Origin of the sequence: Flammeovirga pectinis, from assembly GCF_003970675.1 — a bacterium.
Classification (GTDB): Bacteria; Bacteroidota; Bacteroidia; order Cytophagales; family Flammeovirgaceae; genus Flammeovirga; species Flammeovirga pectinis.
Genome location: NZ_CP034562.1, coordinates 4,357,982 through 4,374,835 on the forward strand (window position 1 = coordinate 4,357,982; position 16,854 = coordinate 4,374,835).

Genomic DNA, 16,854 nt, shown 5'->3' on the forward strand with positions numbered 1-16,854 from the left:
ATAAAAGAATATTGATATGAAATTATATTTTTTAATAGGGTTTTTATTGGGCTTTAGTGTTTTTGTACAAGGACAGACCAAACCTAATTTAATTATTATACAAACTGACGAACATAACTTTAGAACGTTGGGGTGTTATAGAGATCAATTACCTGAAAACCAAGCCTATGTTTGGGGAAAAGGAGTAAAAGTTGAAACACCAAATATTGATAGGATAGCCAACGAAGGTGCCATTTGCATGAATTACTATGGGGCATCACCCGTTTGCACCCCCTCTAGAGCTTCTTTTCAGACAGGATTATTTCCTCAGAATACAGGAGCTTGGAAAAACGATTTACACATGACACCTACACTTACCACGTATGCAAAGGTGTTGGAAGATAATGGGTATGCAACATCTTATATAGGAAAATGGCATCTTGATGGAGGAGAAAAACCTGGCTTTTCTCCTCAAAATAAGTTCGGTTATTCAGATAATCAATATATGTTTAATGGAGGGCATAACCCTTGGTTTAAAGTTACAGAAAATGGGGAACACATACCTGTAAATAAAAATACGTATTACAAATGGAAAAAAGAGGGTAGAGATTTATCTGATGTGCATTTTACGACAGATTACTTAACGGATAAATCATTAGAAATTTTAGAAAGAGATAAAAATAAGCCTTTCTGTTTAATGTTATCTATTCCAGACCCTCATACACCTAACATTGTAGAACGTGAATACAAACATCTTTATGATGATATGACTTTTGAAAAGCCAGTAACAATGGTAGAAAATGTTGCCTCTCGACCGTATTGGGGAGCACCTAAAAATAAAAACGAAGCTAAAGAGGAAGTAGATCAAGCTTACATGAGAGGGTATTTTGGAATGGTGAAATGTATTGATGATAATGTTGGGCGAATTTTAAAGTTTTTAGAAGAGAACAAACTTGCTGAAAATACAATCATTATTTTTACATCAGACCATGGTGATATGCTTTTTGAGCACAAAAGAAGAAACAAGTCTGTACCTTACGAATCTGCAGCAAGAGTACCTTTTGTAATTCGATATCCTAATAAAATAAGGGCAGGGAAGATAATTAATGCAGCGTATGTTACCACAGATTTTGGCCCAACTATTTTGGGCATCATGCAACAAAAGGAGATACCAAATGCAGAAGGCTATAATGCTGCTTCTACATTCTTAAGTAAGCATAAAGTAGAAATAGATAATCGTTTAACTTATTACAGAACTTCTGGAGGACATTGGGTAGCTGGTGTTACAAACAGATACAAATTAGTATTATCTGTAAAAGAAAAACCATGGTTATTTGACTTAGAAAAAGATCCAAACGAGTTTATCAATGTATTCAATGATCCTGAATACAAAGAAATAGCGACCAAAATGCACACAGATTTATTAGAATTAATGGCAGAAGTAAAAGAGCCAGGCTTGGCAAAGATTGAAAGAGAATCTAAGTAAATACATTGTTTTAGTTGTTATCAATGTATATAAAGCATCAAAAGGTATAATTGGGATATGTTAAAAGAATTTTATTGATAAATATTTAAGCAAGTGATTTATTGCAAGTTATTTGTACAAGCTTAATAATTATGGTTAAAAGAATTACAACGTATTTTAGTTTATTACTATTACTTCTAGGTGTTTTTTCTTGCGGGAATGACGATGATGTATCTCCAAATGATACACCTTCTGACATTGAACAAACAAACAGTTTTTCAACTATAGAAGTATTACACGATGCAACAATTAATATCTATAATGGAGATTTTGGTGTTTCGAATGGTGTTGAATTTACGATAGAAGGTAAAACACTAAAAATTAATAATTACTCTACAGAAAAGCAGATCAACATCTCTATTAATGCTTTGAAAGGAATTTCAACAGGAGATAGAGCTATCATTAATTTCCCCAATGGTTTTATCAATTCAGCAAAAGATTTAGATATACATTCTGGCAATGATTCTAAGCTGTCTGCACAGTTTTTAGAAATAGATCATTTACACATGCACATTGGTGATAGACCAATTATAACGGTAGCATCTATTGCAGCTCATTGCTTAAAATTATATTTAGGGCATGATGCAAATGTGTTTCTATCTCAAAATGATAGTAACTATGCGTTTATCAAAGAGTTAGAAATTAAGAAGAACAATGGAAACGATCGTTTTAGATTGAATAATGAAATTGCACCTAACTTAATTGTTCCTGTAGAAAAGTTAACGCTCGATATTGGTCATGATACTTATGTAAATGCTGTTGTAACCAAAGAAGTAAAGGGATACACCAAAGACCGTTCACAAATTATATTGTATGATAGTGACGAAGCAAAAATAAATCTTACACAAGGAAGTGAATCGTCTGTTACTAAAAAGAACATTTAAGTATTAAACGTATCTACCTTACCATTGATCGCACTTTAAAAAGACTAAATTCTTTTGGAGTGCGATTTTTTGTGCTGTATCACCAAAGTCAATTCCTTATTATCAAAATAAATTTTCTATCAAATTACATCAAAATGATATTGTAACCTTATGCAAATAATAAACTTTTTGAACGCTAGAAAGTAACCACCTATCGTTAATGCAGATCTAATGCATAGTTAGGTTTCATTTTTGTATCATTCAATTATTAAACAAGAATGATACAATGAAGAAGTTAACCTTTAGCACAGCAATAGCCCTGTTTTTCACACTCTTTTCTACAGTATATATGTTTACTGCAAAAGCACAAGACACAGAAAATTCTGTAGAAGGGAGAATACCTACGCCTAATAATTATACTCGCACTACCTTAGCAGACAATAGTTTTGGTGCTTTTTTAAGAGCAATGCTTCTTTTACCCAAAGGTGCCCCAATCTTAGATTATGATGGAGATGAAATTTATAATCAAAGTGAGCACATAGGTATTATCAACTATGACGTTGGAAAGAAAGATTTACAACAATGTGCAGATGCAGCAATAAGATTGTTTGCAGAGTATCTATGGGAGCAAAAAAGATTTGATGAGATCACTTTTCATTTTACTAGTGGACATGCTTACGCTTGGAATCAGTATAAAAAGGGAATTAGACCAATTGTAAGTGGAAATAAAGTAACTTTTAAAACAATTAGCTCTCCCAATAGCACGTATGCAGCTTTTAGAAAATACCTAGATTATGTCTATATGTATGCTGGAACAATTTCTATTAATAAGGAAATGAAAAAGGTGTCTACTTCTGATAAGGTTAAAATAGGAGATGTAATTGTTACTCCAGGAAGCCCAGGACATGCAGTAATTATAATAGATGAAGCTGTGAACAATAACGGAGATAAGATTTTTCTTCTTGCAGAAGGATATACACCAGCACAATCTATTCATATTCTTAAAAACCCATTTGATACCGCTTTACAGAATTGGTATTTTATTAATAATGAAGGTGAAACAGAAACAGCACGTTATACTTTTTATACTACCAATATTAGGAGGTTTTAAGTAGGTAACCCACATGCCACAAAACTTCTTTCTCAAAAAAAGACCTTAAAATAAAGCCTCTTTTTAATCTACTCAATTTGGTACTAAAATTTAGTTAGTTTTTGATGTGATTAAGGAGAGGCTTCTAACGTTTCTGGTGAGCTGCATATACGATCAAAAAGTATTGATTGAGCGGTTAGAAGCCTCTTAAATTAATAATTGAAAAACATAAATAAATGTGGTATTTATATTTCTCATTAAAGAAAGTGATACACTCAAAGAGTATAACTTTACTATCTTAAAAATTGCTACTATTGTAAAGACTTTTTAAGGTTCTTGATTCTTCTTTATAGTGTTTTAACTGCTTTAAAATGTGTATGTTATTTCGATTTTACGAATTGAAATTTATAATATAAATTATAGTATTTTCATGATGATAGATGGATTAGTCTATTTTATTTATATGAGAGTTTCTTACCTTTAATTTAGTTTTTTATTTGTATCTTATTTCTGAGTTATACTATTTATTTATAAATGCGTAATTTTTACATTTAATGATTGTTAACTAGTTGGTGTAGTGTTTGTTAAACTAAAAATAATGCAAGGAAAGGTAGAGAATGTAAATAAGAAAAATAAGATTTTATATTCTCTTAAAAATAAAAAGAGCTTCAAAATGAAGCTCCCTTGTATTGCATAAAATAATTATATTTTAAGTAGTCTAGTACACATCAATTCGACTTATGATTCTTTTTATTTTTTACTTAACTTCTGATCAAAGAAAGGAAATAGAGAAGATTCTACTCTTGCCTCTTTCATAATTTCGGCAATCTTAGCAACAACATCTGGATGTTGATCGCTTAAATTATTTGTTTCTTCAGGATCAGAAGAAAGATTGTATAATTCTATTTTTGCATTTGGCTTTGTAGCCTTGTAGCGCACACCCTTCCAATCTCCAAGACGTACAGCCTGACGGCCTCCTTTGGTAAAAAGCTCCCAATATAAATAGGGGTGTTGTTCTACTTGTTCTTTTCCCAATAACGTAGGTAAGAAAGAAATTCCATCGTTCTCAGTAGCATTCTCTACTTCAACTAGTTCTGTTAGAGTAGGCATTACATCCCAAAATGCAGATACATGCTCTGAAGTACTTCCCGCTTTAATTTTCTTAGGCCACCTTACAATAAAAGGAGTACGTATACCGCCTTCATATAAATCTCTTTTTATCCCTTTTAAGTTACCTCCACTGTTAAAAAATTTAGGGTCTGCACCACCTTCTTGATGCGGTCCATTATCACTAGCAAACATAACAATAGTGTTATCATCAATACCCAATTCTTTTAATTTGCTCATAATTTGCCCAACATAGATATCTGTTCTATATACCATAGAAGCAAAAGTTGCATGCGGAATTTCTTGCGGACAGTACATTTGTTTTTTAATATCAGGACCGTAATCCGATACATATCTCTTCGTTTTGTCGTACGCTTTTTCTGGATATTTACCTCTAAATTTCTGAATAATAGAATCTTCTGGTGCAATCAATTCAGCATGTGGTAAAATCAAAGGAACATAAGCAAAGAAAGTATTGTCTTTGTTATTCTCAATAAATTGTAAAGTAGCCTCCTGTATTTTATCTGGTGCATACGTCACTTTATTGGTCCAATCATTTCCTTCTAAAAATACTTTTTCATTGTTATGCCAAATATATTCTGGGTAATATCTATGAGCAGCTCTTTGGCAGTTATAACCGTAAAACTCATCAAAACCTTGGTTTATCGCATCACCTTCTTCGCCAATAGCACCTAACCCCCACTTGCCAAAAGCACCAGTTGTATAGCCGGCATCTTTTAGTAGTTCAGCAATTGTATAAGTAGCAGCAGGAATAGACGTTTGTCCCTCCGTTTCTAATTCTTTATTTCCTCTAATAGGCGTGTGCCCAGTATGCTGACCAGACATTAATGAAGATCGAGATGGAGCACACACAGCAGAACCACTATAATGCTGTGTAAATTTCATTCCTCCTTCTGCAAGGTTATCAATATTTGGCGTAGTAAACTTTGTTTGCCCGTAACTACTTAAGTCGCCATACCCAAGATCATCTGCAAGAATATAGATAATATTAGGCTGTTTAGTAGTTTTAGATTTGGCAGTATTTCTTGTAGTAGATGCACAACTTGATAGTAAAACTATAAAGAGTAAACCTACATATATTCTAGTCGCTTTCATCATGTAATTGTTGGTTATGTTTTGTTCGATGATGTCAATAATAAAAGTTAGATAAAATTCATTTCAGACTTATTTCATTGATATTACAACCGTAAAGTAAAGGTATAAAAATTTGAAGTATGTCTTCTGTGGTTTTTTGGTTGTATTTCTTGGTTCAATATTGATTTAATTTTTGATGTTTAGATAGTGATGGTATTTTTTATTGAAATAGACTAATAGGGCTGCATTTTTAATTTGATTGATTCACCAAAGATCACTTTCAAAGTATATCATTATCGTACTTTTTTGTATCTAAAAACCATTTGATTAACTATTGACTTTCTATGATCAGCTTAATGAAATGTTCTTCAATATGGCTTGTACAAATAGGAAATAAACTTGTATTTCAATTCTTTTATTAACACCTTACATACGGTTAATAAACTTCTTTTACTGGCGACTAATACTTCAAAAAAAGTAAACTTGCATCTCCAAAAATAGAAGTGTATTAAAAAATGGAGAAATACAATAAATAATTTTTGTGAAAAATATCACATAACTTTTATTGTAAGATATTAGTGCAAACATGAATTTATCGCCTTATTCTTAGAAATAAAATTAAAAAAAAAGCAAAATATATAAACGGTAATACGTTTGTATATTGTTGTAGCTCATTAGACAAAATATGCTTTACGGGGTAAAAAATATATATCGATTCAGTGTAGAAGGGGAGCCTGATAAAACACTGATAGACTCTAATTATGAGAAAAACTATCAAGCATTTGAAGAAAGTATTATGCTGGTAATTGCAGATTCTTTTGAAAGAGCGTATGAAATAGCAGAACTAAAAGCAAAAAAGGCTGAAGATACTTACACTAATTGCTATGGACAAACTGTAAAATACCGATTTATAGACTCTATAGATTGTTATAGTATTAGTGAAAATGAACTAGAAGATGGAATGGAATTATATTCAAATATAGTCTCGCTGTCAAAATAGATAACTTCTGAAAAATATTTATACGAGAACTTTAAAATTGACAAGTCCAAGAAATATATGCTTTTAGATAGAGAGCTATTTGATTAAAGAGTGTGATAAAATCCATGGTCAAAAAAACAGACTTTGAAAGCTTACCAAAATACCATTATCAGATGCATCATCTTATAAATCTTAGCTAATACAGGCAGATGAAGAAAATAAAACAAGTACCAAATTTTATAATCAAGGTTTCCTTTCATTTATCAGTTTGGTTAATCGAGCAATTTCATGACATGAAAGCGTATGAAAAGCAAATTGACAATTTAAGACATCTCGAAGAAGGAACGTTAGGAAGAGAAATTGCAGACTGTTTAGACAGGCACAATTTAAAGTTAGTACCTAGATTTGAATCTCATGATCTAAAACACTCACTTTTAGGTTATGAAATGACACCTGTAGACGAAATAAGGATGCAGTCATTTATGATCGGTAATGGTAATATTTCATTGCCAAGTGTTGTGATTTTTTTATTTGGCTTCATTTTACTGCCTCACAAATGGTATCAATTATTGAAAGATTTCCAATTAGGATTAAACTCAAAGCCAATTAAAGACTGGACTATAGAGAAATATGCGGGTAAAGACATCCACCAGTTAAGAAAATATGTATTTATGACAGAAAGGAAAAAAATTAAAATTCAGCCTATACTACATGTAATAGCATACATAGGTTCTTTAGTAGCTATGATTTTTGGAGGACTTGGTATGTTATTTTGTTTACCATTTCTATTTTCATCAGTGCTTGAAGATTTGGTAGGGGCAGGATTTCCGTTTGTGGGAGGAGCAATTTTATTCATAGGTGGATTAATTAGCCTTTCAATTGTAAATAAAAACTATAAAACGAGCTACAACGCTTAGTATAACAATTCTAGAATTATCCCATTTTAAAACATGAAATTAAATTATCTCTGGAATAAAAAACTATTCAAAATATCAATTATAACTTTATGTGTTTTGATAGTAACCTCATGCTTCAAAAGAAAGGATAAGAATAATGATTATGAAATAGTAATCGATGAACAATACGAGTTATATAAACCGCTTAATACTCCAAAAGGAGTTTTAATCCTTTTTGGTGGATTTCCCGAAAAAGCGAAAGATATTAAAGTTGAGTTTGACATTATAGATATCGCAATTAAGAACCGTATAGCTGTAATGTTCACTAATTTCAACCAAATGTTGTGGTTAGAAGACAAAGAAAAAAAGCAAATTGGAGATTTTATTGAAACTGCTATAATTTCAAATAATTTACCTAATGAAAATATATATTTTGGAGGGTTCTCTAGTGGAGGAAATGTTGCACTTAGTATTACTGAATTCTTGATCAATCAACCAAACTTAAAAATTAAACCTAAAGGAGTTTTTATAATTGATTCACCTCTTGATCTTCAAGCTTTATACAATACTTCATTAAATAACATAAAGATGAATGTCTCGAAAATTTCCGTTCGAGAGTCTAACTGGATAATTCAAATTTTAGAATCAAGATTTGACAAACCTTCTATCAACATATCCAATTATCAACAATATTCAATATTTAATCACCAAACAAACTATACTAAACATTTTGATAGTTTAAAAAATATAAAACTAAGATTCTATACAGAGCCAGACTTACAGTGGTGGCTAAAAAACAGAAACACAGAGTATAGAGAACTAAATGCATTTTATATTAAAGAGCTTTCTCAAGAATTAATACATAAAGGATATAACAACCTTGAATATATAGAAACATCTAATCAAGGTTATAGAGCGAATGGTGAAAGACACCCACATAGTTGGTCCATTGTTAACAAGAAAGATTTACTCAATTGGATACTAGAATATTAAGCACCTGTTCACATCAAGCATACCTCAAGTATGAAGTGTTTATAACAAGGCATATAATCAATGCCCAACGGGACAAAAATCATATACACAAACGCTGTAATTAATTACAAAAAAAATGAAAAATATTTATTTCTTGCTTTTGCAATACTATTATCTTCCTGTGCATCATCAAAATGTCAAACATTAAAATTCGATATCAAAAAGAAAGAAAAAATGCCATCTTGAGCATATGACTTTGAAGCAGAAATATATAAAGGGAAGATATACACATTCTTAAATTCATCAAGAAATTTAAAAACTAACTTTAATACTAGAAACGGAGTTGTTTGTGTATATGATATTATCAGCTGATAAATGAAATTTCTAATAAACAAAAAGAAGCATCTTCAACTATAATTAAAAATAAAATATATCTTATTGGAGGATATGATAATGATTTAATCTTCGGTAGAAAAAAAGTTATAACGTATTTAGTTACAAAAATAGAATTTACATCCTTGGTGGTAAAGATCATGAATATGAAGGTTATATTGCAATTGAGGATTTAATAGAAATAGAATTAAAAAACTACCTATAATAATTAGAGCTTAGATTGGCTTAAAAGGCCAAAATTTAAGTACTAGGTGAATCTAATATCACTATTTTGAAAAGGATCTCTAGGCGTGTTTATCTTCTACTAAAAGTGAGTTAAAACCCATTACATAGCCGAGCTGTTTTACACATTTAACTTTTAAATAATCAATTTTGAAAAAGAATAACTTAATCGTATTTGATATCGATGGAACTTTAACAGAAAGTGTGCAAGTACATCAAAAAGGATTTATACACTCATTAAAACAATTAGGTGTTCAAAATATTGACTCCAACTTCAAAGAATATAAACACCACACAGACTCTTTCATTGCTAAAAAAATCTACGAAAGCGATAAAAAAGAAGCGTTCTCAAAAAGTATAATTGAAGAATTTGAGCAACTTCTATCAAACTTCATTAAAACTAAATCCATAACTGAAATCGCTGGGGCACAAAAAACTGTCGAATACATTGAAAAACATACTGATTTTGGAGTTTGTTATGCAACAGGATCACTGTTAATACCAGCTATGTTCAAGTTAGATAGTATTGGTCTGAAATATAATAATGAGCAATTAACCGCTTCTAATACTATTGAAGACAGAGAAAGTATTGTACTACAAGCTATTGAATCGGCTAAATCATTTTATCAAACCGAAAAATTTGACAGAATAATCTCTGTTGGAGATGGTCTATGGGATTTAAAGACTGCACTAAATTTAAATCTTGAATTCATAGGTATTGGTTTAAAAAACAAAAAAGTGCTTATAGAAAATGGTATGACAGTATACTTTGATAATTTGACCAATTTCAAAATAGAAAAAAAGGTGTTCAATAAAGTTTGAAATACAAGCCAAAAGCTATAATTTTCTACATAGAAAACTGACTTTTTTCACCAAAACACAACTGACATTTACATTGTATACCGTTTGAGAAGAGCTACACGAATTGAATCAACATTGAGTTATAATTATTCTGAACAGTATCAATAATCATTGATTTATCAGCCTTAAGACCATCAATTAAATCTATGTTATTGAACTCTCTCAGATTGGTGTCACCCCACAAAGTAAATTCGATAATTATTGGAGCTAGATCAATTCCCTTTTTCGAAAGTAAATAAATATTCTCTTTTTTGTTTTCAGGAAGCTTTCTCTTTGTAATTAATTTATAAGACTCTAACAATTTAAGTCTAGCAGACAAAATACTCGGAGCAATTCTTTCATCTGAATCTGATATCTCTTTAAATGTTCTTTTGTGTTTAATTAGCATGTCTCTGATAATTAACAAAGACCACTTATCGCCAACAATATCTAAAGTCGAAGCGATTGGACAGCCTGAACGAAATTTATTATTCATTTTTATTTAATTATTACTATTAATTCGATAGTAATATGTATTATTACTATCGAATTGAAAACAAAATTATAAAATAAATCAATATTTATGTTAGCAGGTCATTTTACTACAGCATTAATTGCAAAACAAAAATTCCCGAAAGGAACGCTACTTTATTTTTTAATTATATCACAACTACAAGATTTTCTATGGTTCACTTTTCACTATTTAGGGCTTGAACCAACTAATCCAAGTGATGCATTTGATGCCACTTTAAGTAATATGGTGGTAGATATGTTATACAGTCACGATTTACTCCCTCAATTATTTTGGTTAGCAATTGTATTCCTAATTGGGAAATTTCTATTTAAAAGTACCACAATAGGATTAGTAAGTATAGCTTTAGTATCTATCCACTTTATTCTAGATTTCTTTTCAGGTCATATGCATCATATTTTTGGTGCAGATACAATGCAAGCGGGTCTTGGATTGTATGCTTCTAATCCTTATTTAGCTATTCTTATAGAAGCAATATTTAGTATTGTTGCTTTATGGTACTTCTTTAGTGAAGAAGCAAAAAAAGGAATTATTAGGACTACAAAAAATAGAATAGCGATCATCTCAGTTTTCGCTTACGGAATAATTTTTATGCTATTAATTGCTACCGAATCTTTTAGAGAATTATTCGGTATTCCAGAATTTGATTTAGGGTTTAATACCAATATGCCTACACTCATTTTTACTTATGGAGCAATGCTTTACTGCTTGAACTATTTTATTCCAAAGTTTGAAACGAAAAAAGAATAAAAGTAAAAGCGGTTTAGATTTACACATGAATCGCTTTTTACTTTAGTTAAGCATCTTGGCATTTGAAAAGTTACTAGGTTTTAATCCACTATTGTACTTATACTAAATGTTGTGGATTATAAAGAACTAAGAGTACCATCACAAAATTTTGGTAAAACATATTACTTTTTCTTTTAGTTCTTGTATACTAAACAGCCTAAATTAGATTCAATTAAACGAATTAATATCAAATGGTTTTTAAATATCCTGATGTAAATTACAGTTGATTTTATGAGTTTGTAATTCTGGAAAAGAGTTATTTAAATATTTGAATGGAAGGAAAAAAAAACGGAGTGAAATCAAATTTAAAAAAACTAATGAATTTTGAACTTAATCTGTGCCATAAACTGTCTTGGTCTTAAATAGAAATAAGATAGGTTACTTTGAAAAGAATTTACAGTAGTTTGTGTGTATGAATGATGGTTTAGTAAATTTTGAGCCGTTAATATTAACCTTGTTTTCTTATTAAATTTATATTGATAAGATAAATCCATATATAAGAAATCATTATCAACAAAAGTATGAGTAATCCATTTATTGCTCCATTTAAATAAATGCTTCTTTTTAGAAAATTGAAGTTCTATTCCGAGTATTCTTTGTCTCCAATTTACTTGATTCTGTTCTTTGTAAATACTTTTAGAGATATATTCATTTAAATATGTAGAAATATTTAAGTTTCTGATTACAGGAAAGTCTAACATAACTCTCCAACTCAAATGACTATTAGTATTTTTATTCACTTCATTATTTAAAATAACATTTTCTACATTTTGACCAATTTCAATATTACCCTTTATCATTGTTTTTGTACTTAGAAGAAACCAATCAAAGTTGCTTTTTATTTTCTGATTTACTCCGTCATTATTATCTAAATATTTTGTTTGAATTAATGTTACTCCATCCTCACTCACTTCATAAGATTGAATCCAATCTTTATTGGTAATATTATATTCATAGCTGGCATATAAATTTAGGGAAGCGGCTGTAAGTTCATAACTTATATTACTTCTAAATGAATGCTCTTTTGTTTTTAGAATAGGAGTGTTTTTTTGATTAGCATTATTATAATTATTAATAATCAGACCAGAATATATCTGAGGTAATTCAGTATAATTGTTGGAATATTTGTAGCTCCCTTCTAGTTTAACCCCTAAAGTATTGTACTTAATATAAGTTGTGGGTTCAAATATTAATTGTTTTACGAAGCTTTCTTCATTTAATAAATGGTTAATTAGTTTACGTGTCTGTAAGGATATATAAGGGTTTACGGTCAATGATACGTTTTTATGTTTGTAATTTATTGCAGGATTAACCATTGGAATAATTGATAAATATTCCATTTTATTATTGTAAATATTATTCTCATCTAGTGAATTGATTGGAATTGATGATGAAAGAGTTTTCCATTCATAGTTCAAACTAAATTTAGTATCAAAAGTTATACGCTTCCATTTTTTTATGATATTCGTGCTGATATAAAATTTCACATTGTTTTGATGAGTTTTTTGATAAACTTTATTTAAGTTTCTAAATATTTCAATATCCATTAGGGGTCCTCCAATAAAATTTAACTGTTCTGGAGTATTAGTATATTCACTATATAGATTAATTTTATAATATGTATTTCTTAATTTTAGCACTTTGCTAAACTTATTTCCAATACTATAAAAATATCTATCTGCAGTCTGAGGGATATATTCTTCATTTTGGATAAACTCAGAATTTTCATTTCTATTCGATACCTTAAAATGAAAATCATTTTTAAAATAATTCTTTTCAGAGTTATGCTCGTAAGTTAATCTTGTTTTTAAGTATTTTGTTGTAAATGTAGAATGTTGTGAAAATGGAATTTCAATTGTATCATTTCTTATAAAATAAATGCTATTTGATGATAAATCTTGAAAACGTGAGTCATAATATGTATCTATATTTACTTTTAGATCACCTTTACCTAACCCAGTTAAGTAGTTAGTAGTAGCAGTATGGGTTCGATGGTTATTGTATTCTGACTTATTAAACAAAGAACTTTCTAATGGAGTATTTCCAAGTAAAAACTGAGGATTACTTTCAATAAATCCAAACTCTAAATAATCGAAAAGATTAACACTATTAAATGCACTTAATTCATCTTGTCCACTATTTGTTGAAGATAAAACATTGATTGTTTGATGTTTTTTATTAAATACCATAGGAGTTACTTTTCCATACCATATATTGGGTATACCTCCCCCTAACTCAATATTCCCAGTAATTGTTACTCCCTGTTTTAAAACAATATTTATAGCTGGATCAATGGAATAAACCACATCTTTTAGCATTTTTATTGGCTGATGATCCTTCAAAACTTCTACTGATACAACAGCATTTTTAGGTAAATTTTTAGATGTAATCGAATATTGGCTTCCCATTAGGTCTTTACCTTCAACATAGAACTTATTAATTATTCTACCTTGATAAGATATTTTTCCATCTTCATTCACATCAATTCCTGGCATTCTTTTTAATACATCTTCTATTGACTCATCACCCTCTTTTTCAAAAGTAGCTACATTGTAATTTAATGTATCTCCTTCTTCTGTAATTGGTTTGGCCTTAACTTCTAACTCCTTTAAGTATTGGTTAGAAACTGCTAATGTAAAATGAATAGGTTTAGTTGAAACATTAATTATTTTTTCTGTTAAAGTATAACCTAACGACCTGCAAACAATCCGTATACTATCTTGATTCTCTTTTAAAGAAAACTTAAAGAGTCCATCTTTATCAGATATTCCAAATCCTAAAATATTTTCGTTATAAGTTTTATAAGCAATCACAGAAGCCCCACTAATCGGTTTAACTTTTTCATTTGTTACTGTTCCATAAATAGTTTGAGAGTATAACCTATATGATGGTGTGATCATAATTAATATGAAAAGGAATTTCATGCTTCAAAAATTTATAGTTCAAGAAGAATATTGATAAAAAAATAAAAAATATGAAACTAACTTTAGTACTTAGGCATCATTTTATAATTGTTATTCTGTTATACTAATTCAACTTCTTTAAACCTTTCTATTTTAATGACTTCGTCTGCAATTTCAAGTATTTTTCTTCTATGTGTAACTCCAATAATAATTCTATCTTGTTTTATCTTTTGAATTATCTCCATCATATATTCTTCTGTTTTATCATCAAGAGCTGAACTAGGTTCATCTAATAACAAAACTCTGGGGTTTTTATAAATTGCTCTTGCAAAAGCAATTATTTGTCTTTGACCTCCCGATATATTTATTCCTTTTGTTTCTAATTTAGTGAAATAAGACATCGTATATTTCTCCAAGAGATTGTCAAAACCATATCTTTTACAAAAAGTTATAACATTATTAATTTCGTCTTTATTAAGGTTAAAATTCATAGAGATATTTTCAGCAATTGTACCTTTAAAGATATAGGGCTCTTGATTGACTATAGCAACGCAACCTAACCATTGGTTGATATCAATTTTATCTAATCTAACCTTATTATTTATTATAACATTAGAATCATATATTTCATAATATTTTTGTATTACTTTTAATATTATCGATTTTCCAATTCCACTTTCTCCTATTAAAAAACTAACCTGTCCTTTCTTAAAATTAGCATTGATAGTATTAAATAAAATATCTGAACCAGGAAATGAATAGGTAAGGTTTTGTAATGTAATTGTATTAATTTCAGGTAGTTCTATTGTTTCATTAGATTTGTTATTTCTAATATTAGCCAACTCAAATATTCTATCAAAAGATACTTTTGCTTCACTTATTAAAATATTAATCATAGATAATTTAGACATAGAGTTCTGCAATCCTATCATAATTGAAATAATTGCCATTAAATCCCCAATACTTAATTTTTCTTTTTCTATTTCGTTCACTCCAAAATAGATTGTTAAAATATATGTTAGTAAGCCTACAAACCCTAAAAGAGATGCTACAAGATATTGATATACAGATAACTTAAAGATCTTTTTTTGTAAAATTTTGAATTTATTAATTCCAAGATTAATAAATAAAAGCTCTTTAATATTTGATTTAACTTCTCTAATACCTTCAATTGTATTAATAAATTGACTTTCAGATTGTGCAAATGATTGCATGCTGATTTTATTAAAGTTAATAAATCTATTATATGTGAAATAACTAATAGAAATATATGCTAAAAAGCTACCGGAAAGTATATATAGAATCTTAGGACAAATAGTATAGATGTAAAATGAAGAAACCCCAACAATAATTACATCAATTGTAAAATTACTTAATATTGATGTTATTACTTTTTGGATTTTTTTTGTGTCATTTAATCTTGAAATGACCTCGCCTGTTTCTCTAAAATCAAAATAACTAATAGGAAGCGAGATAATTTTTGAATAAAAAAATGAAATTAAACTATTTTTAAAATCTTGAGTATGAATTGATGTTAGTCTATCTCTTAAATAGTTTAGTATCAATCTAAATGAAAGAAGTATTGCTAATAGAGTCAATGATTCGAATATTGTATCATACTCTTTTTTGGGTAATAGACTATCTATTAATTCTCTAATGAAAATGCTATTTGATAAGCTGATTATTGCTATTAATAACCCTAAAAAAGAAGAAACAAAAAGTATATTTAATTCACTTGAAATTAAATCTATTATCCATTTTAGTTTCTTTTTACTATTATCATTTTCAAACTGAAAATTACTATTAGGACTAACTTTTAATAAAATCCTTTCTTCCCATATTTTTAGTAATTCATCTTCAGTATAATATTTTACACCATCTGAGGGATCAGAAATAATAAATCTTCGTTTTTTTGTATCCCATCCAAAACATACAATATAATGTTTTCTATTTTTATCTATTATTACATATAGAATTGAAGGTTTATCCGTTTCTTTTAATGATTTAATGTCATATTCATAGCCTTCAGAATCAATACCTAAAGAATTTGATGCACAACTTAATCCATCCAAGCTAGTTCCATATTCGTTTGTATCACTTAAGATTCTCAATTCTTCGTATGAAATATTTTTACCACCATAAAATTTTATTATTGTTTTGAGACAAGCTATTCCACAATCACTAAATCCATGTTGCTGAAAAAAAAAGTTACTATAGTAGTTTATATTTTTCATTCTTTAAATTTTGATAAAAGTTTTTTCATAGGAGTCCACCCTAATTCCCTGTAAATACACTTATTATTCTCTATCACCCATGAGGTTGGTGTTTTTGAAGCAGGGAATGTTTGAAAGAATTCAAGCTCGTCACATTTATAAATTTTTATATTGTTGATCTTAACTAAGTTTTCGGTTTTAATGAATTCTTTTAATACCTCAATATTTTCGTCTGAAATAAGAATAAATGAAATATCTCTGAACTCTAATTCTGAATTATCTTTTATTTCTTTTATTTCAATTTGACAATAATGACAGGTTGTGTTAAAGAAAGTATATATAGTTTTGTCAGAGTTAAAATCATTTGATTTTGAGACCTGAATTAAGCTTAAACTATTTATGTTTTTTAAAAAATCACTTTCATTTTGTTGACAAGATGAGAGTAATAGCATTATA

General features: G+C 29.0%; 13 protein-coding genes. 8 read left to right on the forward strand and 5 right to left on the reverse strand.

From position 1 onward, the window contains the following. Nucleotides 1-16: 16 nt before the first annotated feature. The 3 genes from EI427_RS17390 to EI427_RS17400 all read left to right on the forward strand — a co-directional run bounded on the left by EI427_RS17390 (nucleotide 17) and on the right by EI427_RS17400 (nucleotide 3,478). Nucleotides 17-1,465, forward strand: a complete 1,449-nt coding sequence (locus EI427_RS17390; RefSeq protein ID WP_126617130.1) for a sulfatase family protein — start codon at nucleotides 17-19, stop codon at nucleotides 1,463-1,465. Nucleotides 1,466-1,596: 131 nt separating this feature from the next. Then, nucleotides 1,597-2,388 carry a hypothetical protein gene (locus EI427_RS17395; RefSeq protein ID WP_126617132.1) on the forward strand — a complete coding sequence of 264 codons (792 nt, stop codon included), beginning with the start codon at nucleotides 1,597-1,599 and terminating at the stop codon, nucleotides 2,386-2,388. A 265-nt stretch (nucleotides 2,389-2,653) separates the two neighbouring features. Next, nucleotides 2,654-3,478, forward strand: coding sequence for a DUF4846 domain-containing protein (locus EI427_RS17400; protein ID WP_126617134.1), 825 nt, complete (start codon nucleotides 2,654-2,656; stop codon nucleotides 3,476-3,478). A 729-nt stretch (nucleotides 3,479-4,207) separates the two neighbouring features. Here EI427_RS17400 and EI427_RS17405 read toward each other — a convergent pair. After that, nucleotides 4,208-5,683 carry an arylsulfatase gene (locus EI427_RS17405; RefSeq protein ID WP_240655325.1) on the reverse strand — a complete coding sequence of 492 codons (1,476 nt, stop codon included), beginning with the start codon at nucleotides 5,681-5,683 and terminating at the stop codon, nucleotides 4,208-4,210. Between the two features lie 661 nt (nucleotides 5,684-6,344). On the opposite strand from EI427_RS17405, the gene EI427_RS17410 reads away from it, so the two are divergent. The 4 genes from EI427_RS17410 (at nucleotide 6,345) to EI427_RS17425 (ending at nucleotide 9,943) form a co-directional block, all read left to right on the forward strand. Further along, nucleotides 6,345-6,659, forward strand: coding sequence for a DUF4288 domain-containing protein (locus EI427_RS17410; RefSeq protein ID WP_126617136.1), 315 nt, complete (start codon nucleotides 6,345-6,347; stop codon nucleotides 6,657-6,659). Nucleotides 6,660-6,847: 188 nt separating this feature from the next. Next, nucleotides 6,848-7,555 (forward strand): hypothetical protein, encoded by a 708-nt coding sequence (locus EI427_RS17415; protein WP_126617138.1) that lies wholly within the window; start codon nucleotides 6,848-6,850, stop codon nucleotides 7,553-7,555. A 96-nt stretch (nucleotides 7,556-7,651) separates the two neighbouring features. After that, entirely contained in the window at nucleotides 7,652-8,527 is an 876-nt protein-coding gene (locus EI427_RS17420) for a hypothetical protein (protein ID WP_205727871.1), read from the forward strand. Between the two features lie 744 nt (nucleotides 8,528-9,271). Continuing rightward, nucleotides 9,272-9,943, forward strand: coding sequence for an HAD family hydrolase (locus EI427_RS17425; protein WP_170178529.1), 672 nt, complete (start codon nucleotides 9,272-9,274; stop codon nucleotides 9,941-9,943). A 94-nt stretch (nucleotides 9,944-10,037) separates the two neighbouring features. Here the strand turns inward: EI427_RS17425 and EI427_RS17430 are convergent, their stop codons facing one another. Continuing rightward, complete coding sequence (locus EI427_RS17430) at nucleotides 10,038-10,457, reverse strand: winged helix-turn-helix transcriptional regulator (RefSeq protein WP_126617145.1); 420 nt, start codon at nucleotides 10,455-10,457, stop codon at nucleotides 10,038-10,040. Nucleotides 10,458-10,544: 87 nt separating this feature from the next. On the opposite strand from EI427_RS17430, the gene EI427_RS17435 reads away from it, so the two are divergent. Then, nucleotides 10,545-11,243 (forward strand): hypothetical protein, encoded by a 699-nt coding sequence (locus tag EI427_RS17435; protein WP_126617147.1) that lies wholly within the window; start codon nucleotides 10,545-10,547, stop codon nucleotides 11,241-11,243. A gap of 353 nt (nucleotides 11,244-11,596) precedes the next feature. On the opposite strand, the gene EI427_RS17440 is transcribed toward EI427_RS17435, so the two are convergent. The 3 genes from EI427_RS17440 to EI427_RS17450 form a co-directional block, all read right to left on the reverse strand. Next, nucleotides 11,597-14,206, reverse strand: coding sequence for a TonB-dependent receptor (locus EI427_RS17440; RefSeq protein WP_126617149.1), 2,610 nt, complete (start codon nucleotides 14,204-14,206; stop codon nucleotides 11,597-11,599). A gap of 98 nt (nucleotides 14,207-14,304) precedes the next feature. After that, nucleotides 14,305-16,419: a peptidase domain-containing ABC transporter gene (locus EI427_RS17445; protein ID WP_126617151.1), complete on the reverse strand. Its 2,115-nt coding sequence runs from the start codon at nucleotides 16,417-16,419 to the stop codon at nucleotides 14,305-14,307. Beyond that, nucleotides 16,416-16,850: a TlpA family protein disulfide reductase gene (locus EI427_RS17450; protein WP_170178530.1), complete on the reverse strand. Its 435-nt coding sequence runs from the start codon at nucleotides 16,848-16,850 to the stop codon at nucleotides 16,416-16,418. Before EI427_RS17450 ends, EI427_RS17445 begins: the two co-directional genes overlap by 4 nt. Nucleotides 16,851-16,854 lie beyond the last annotated feature (4 nt).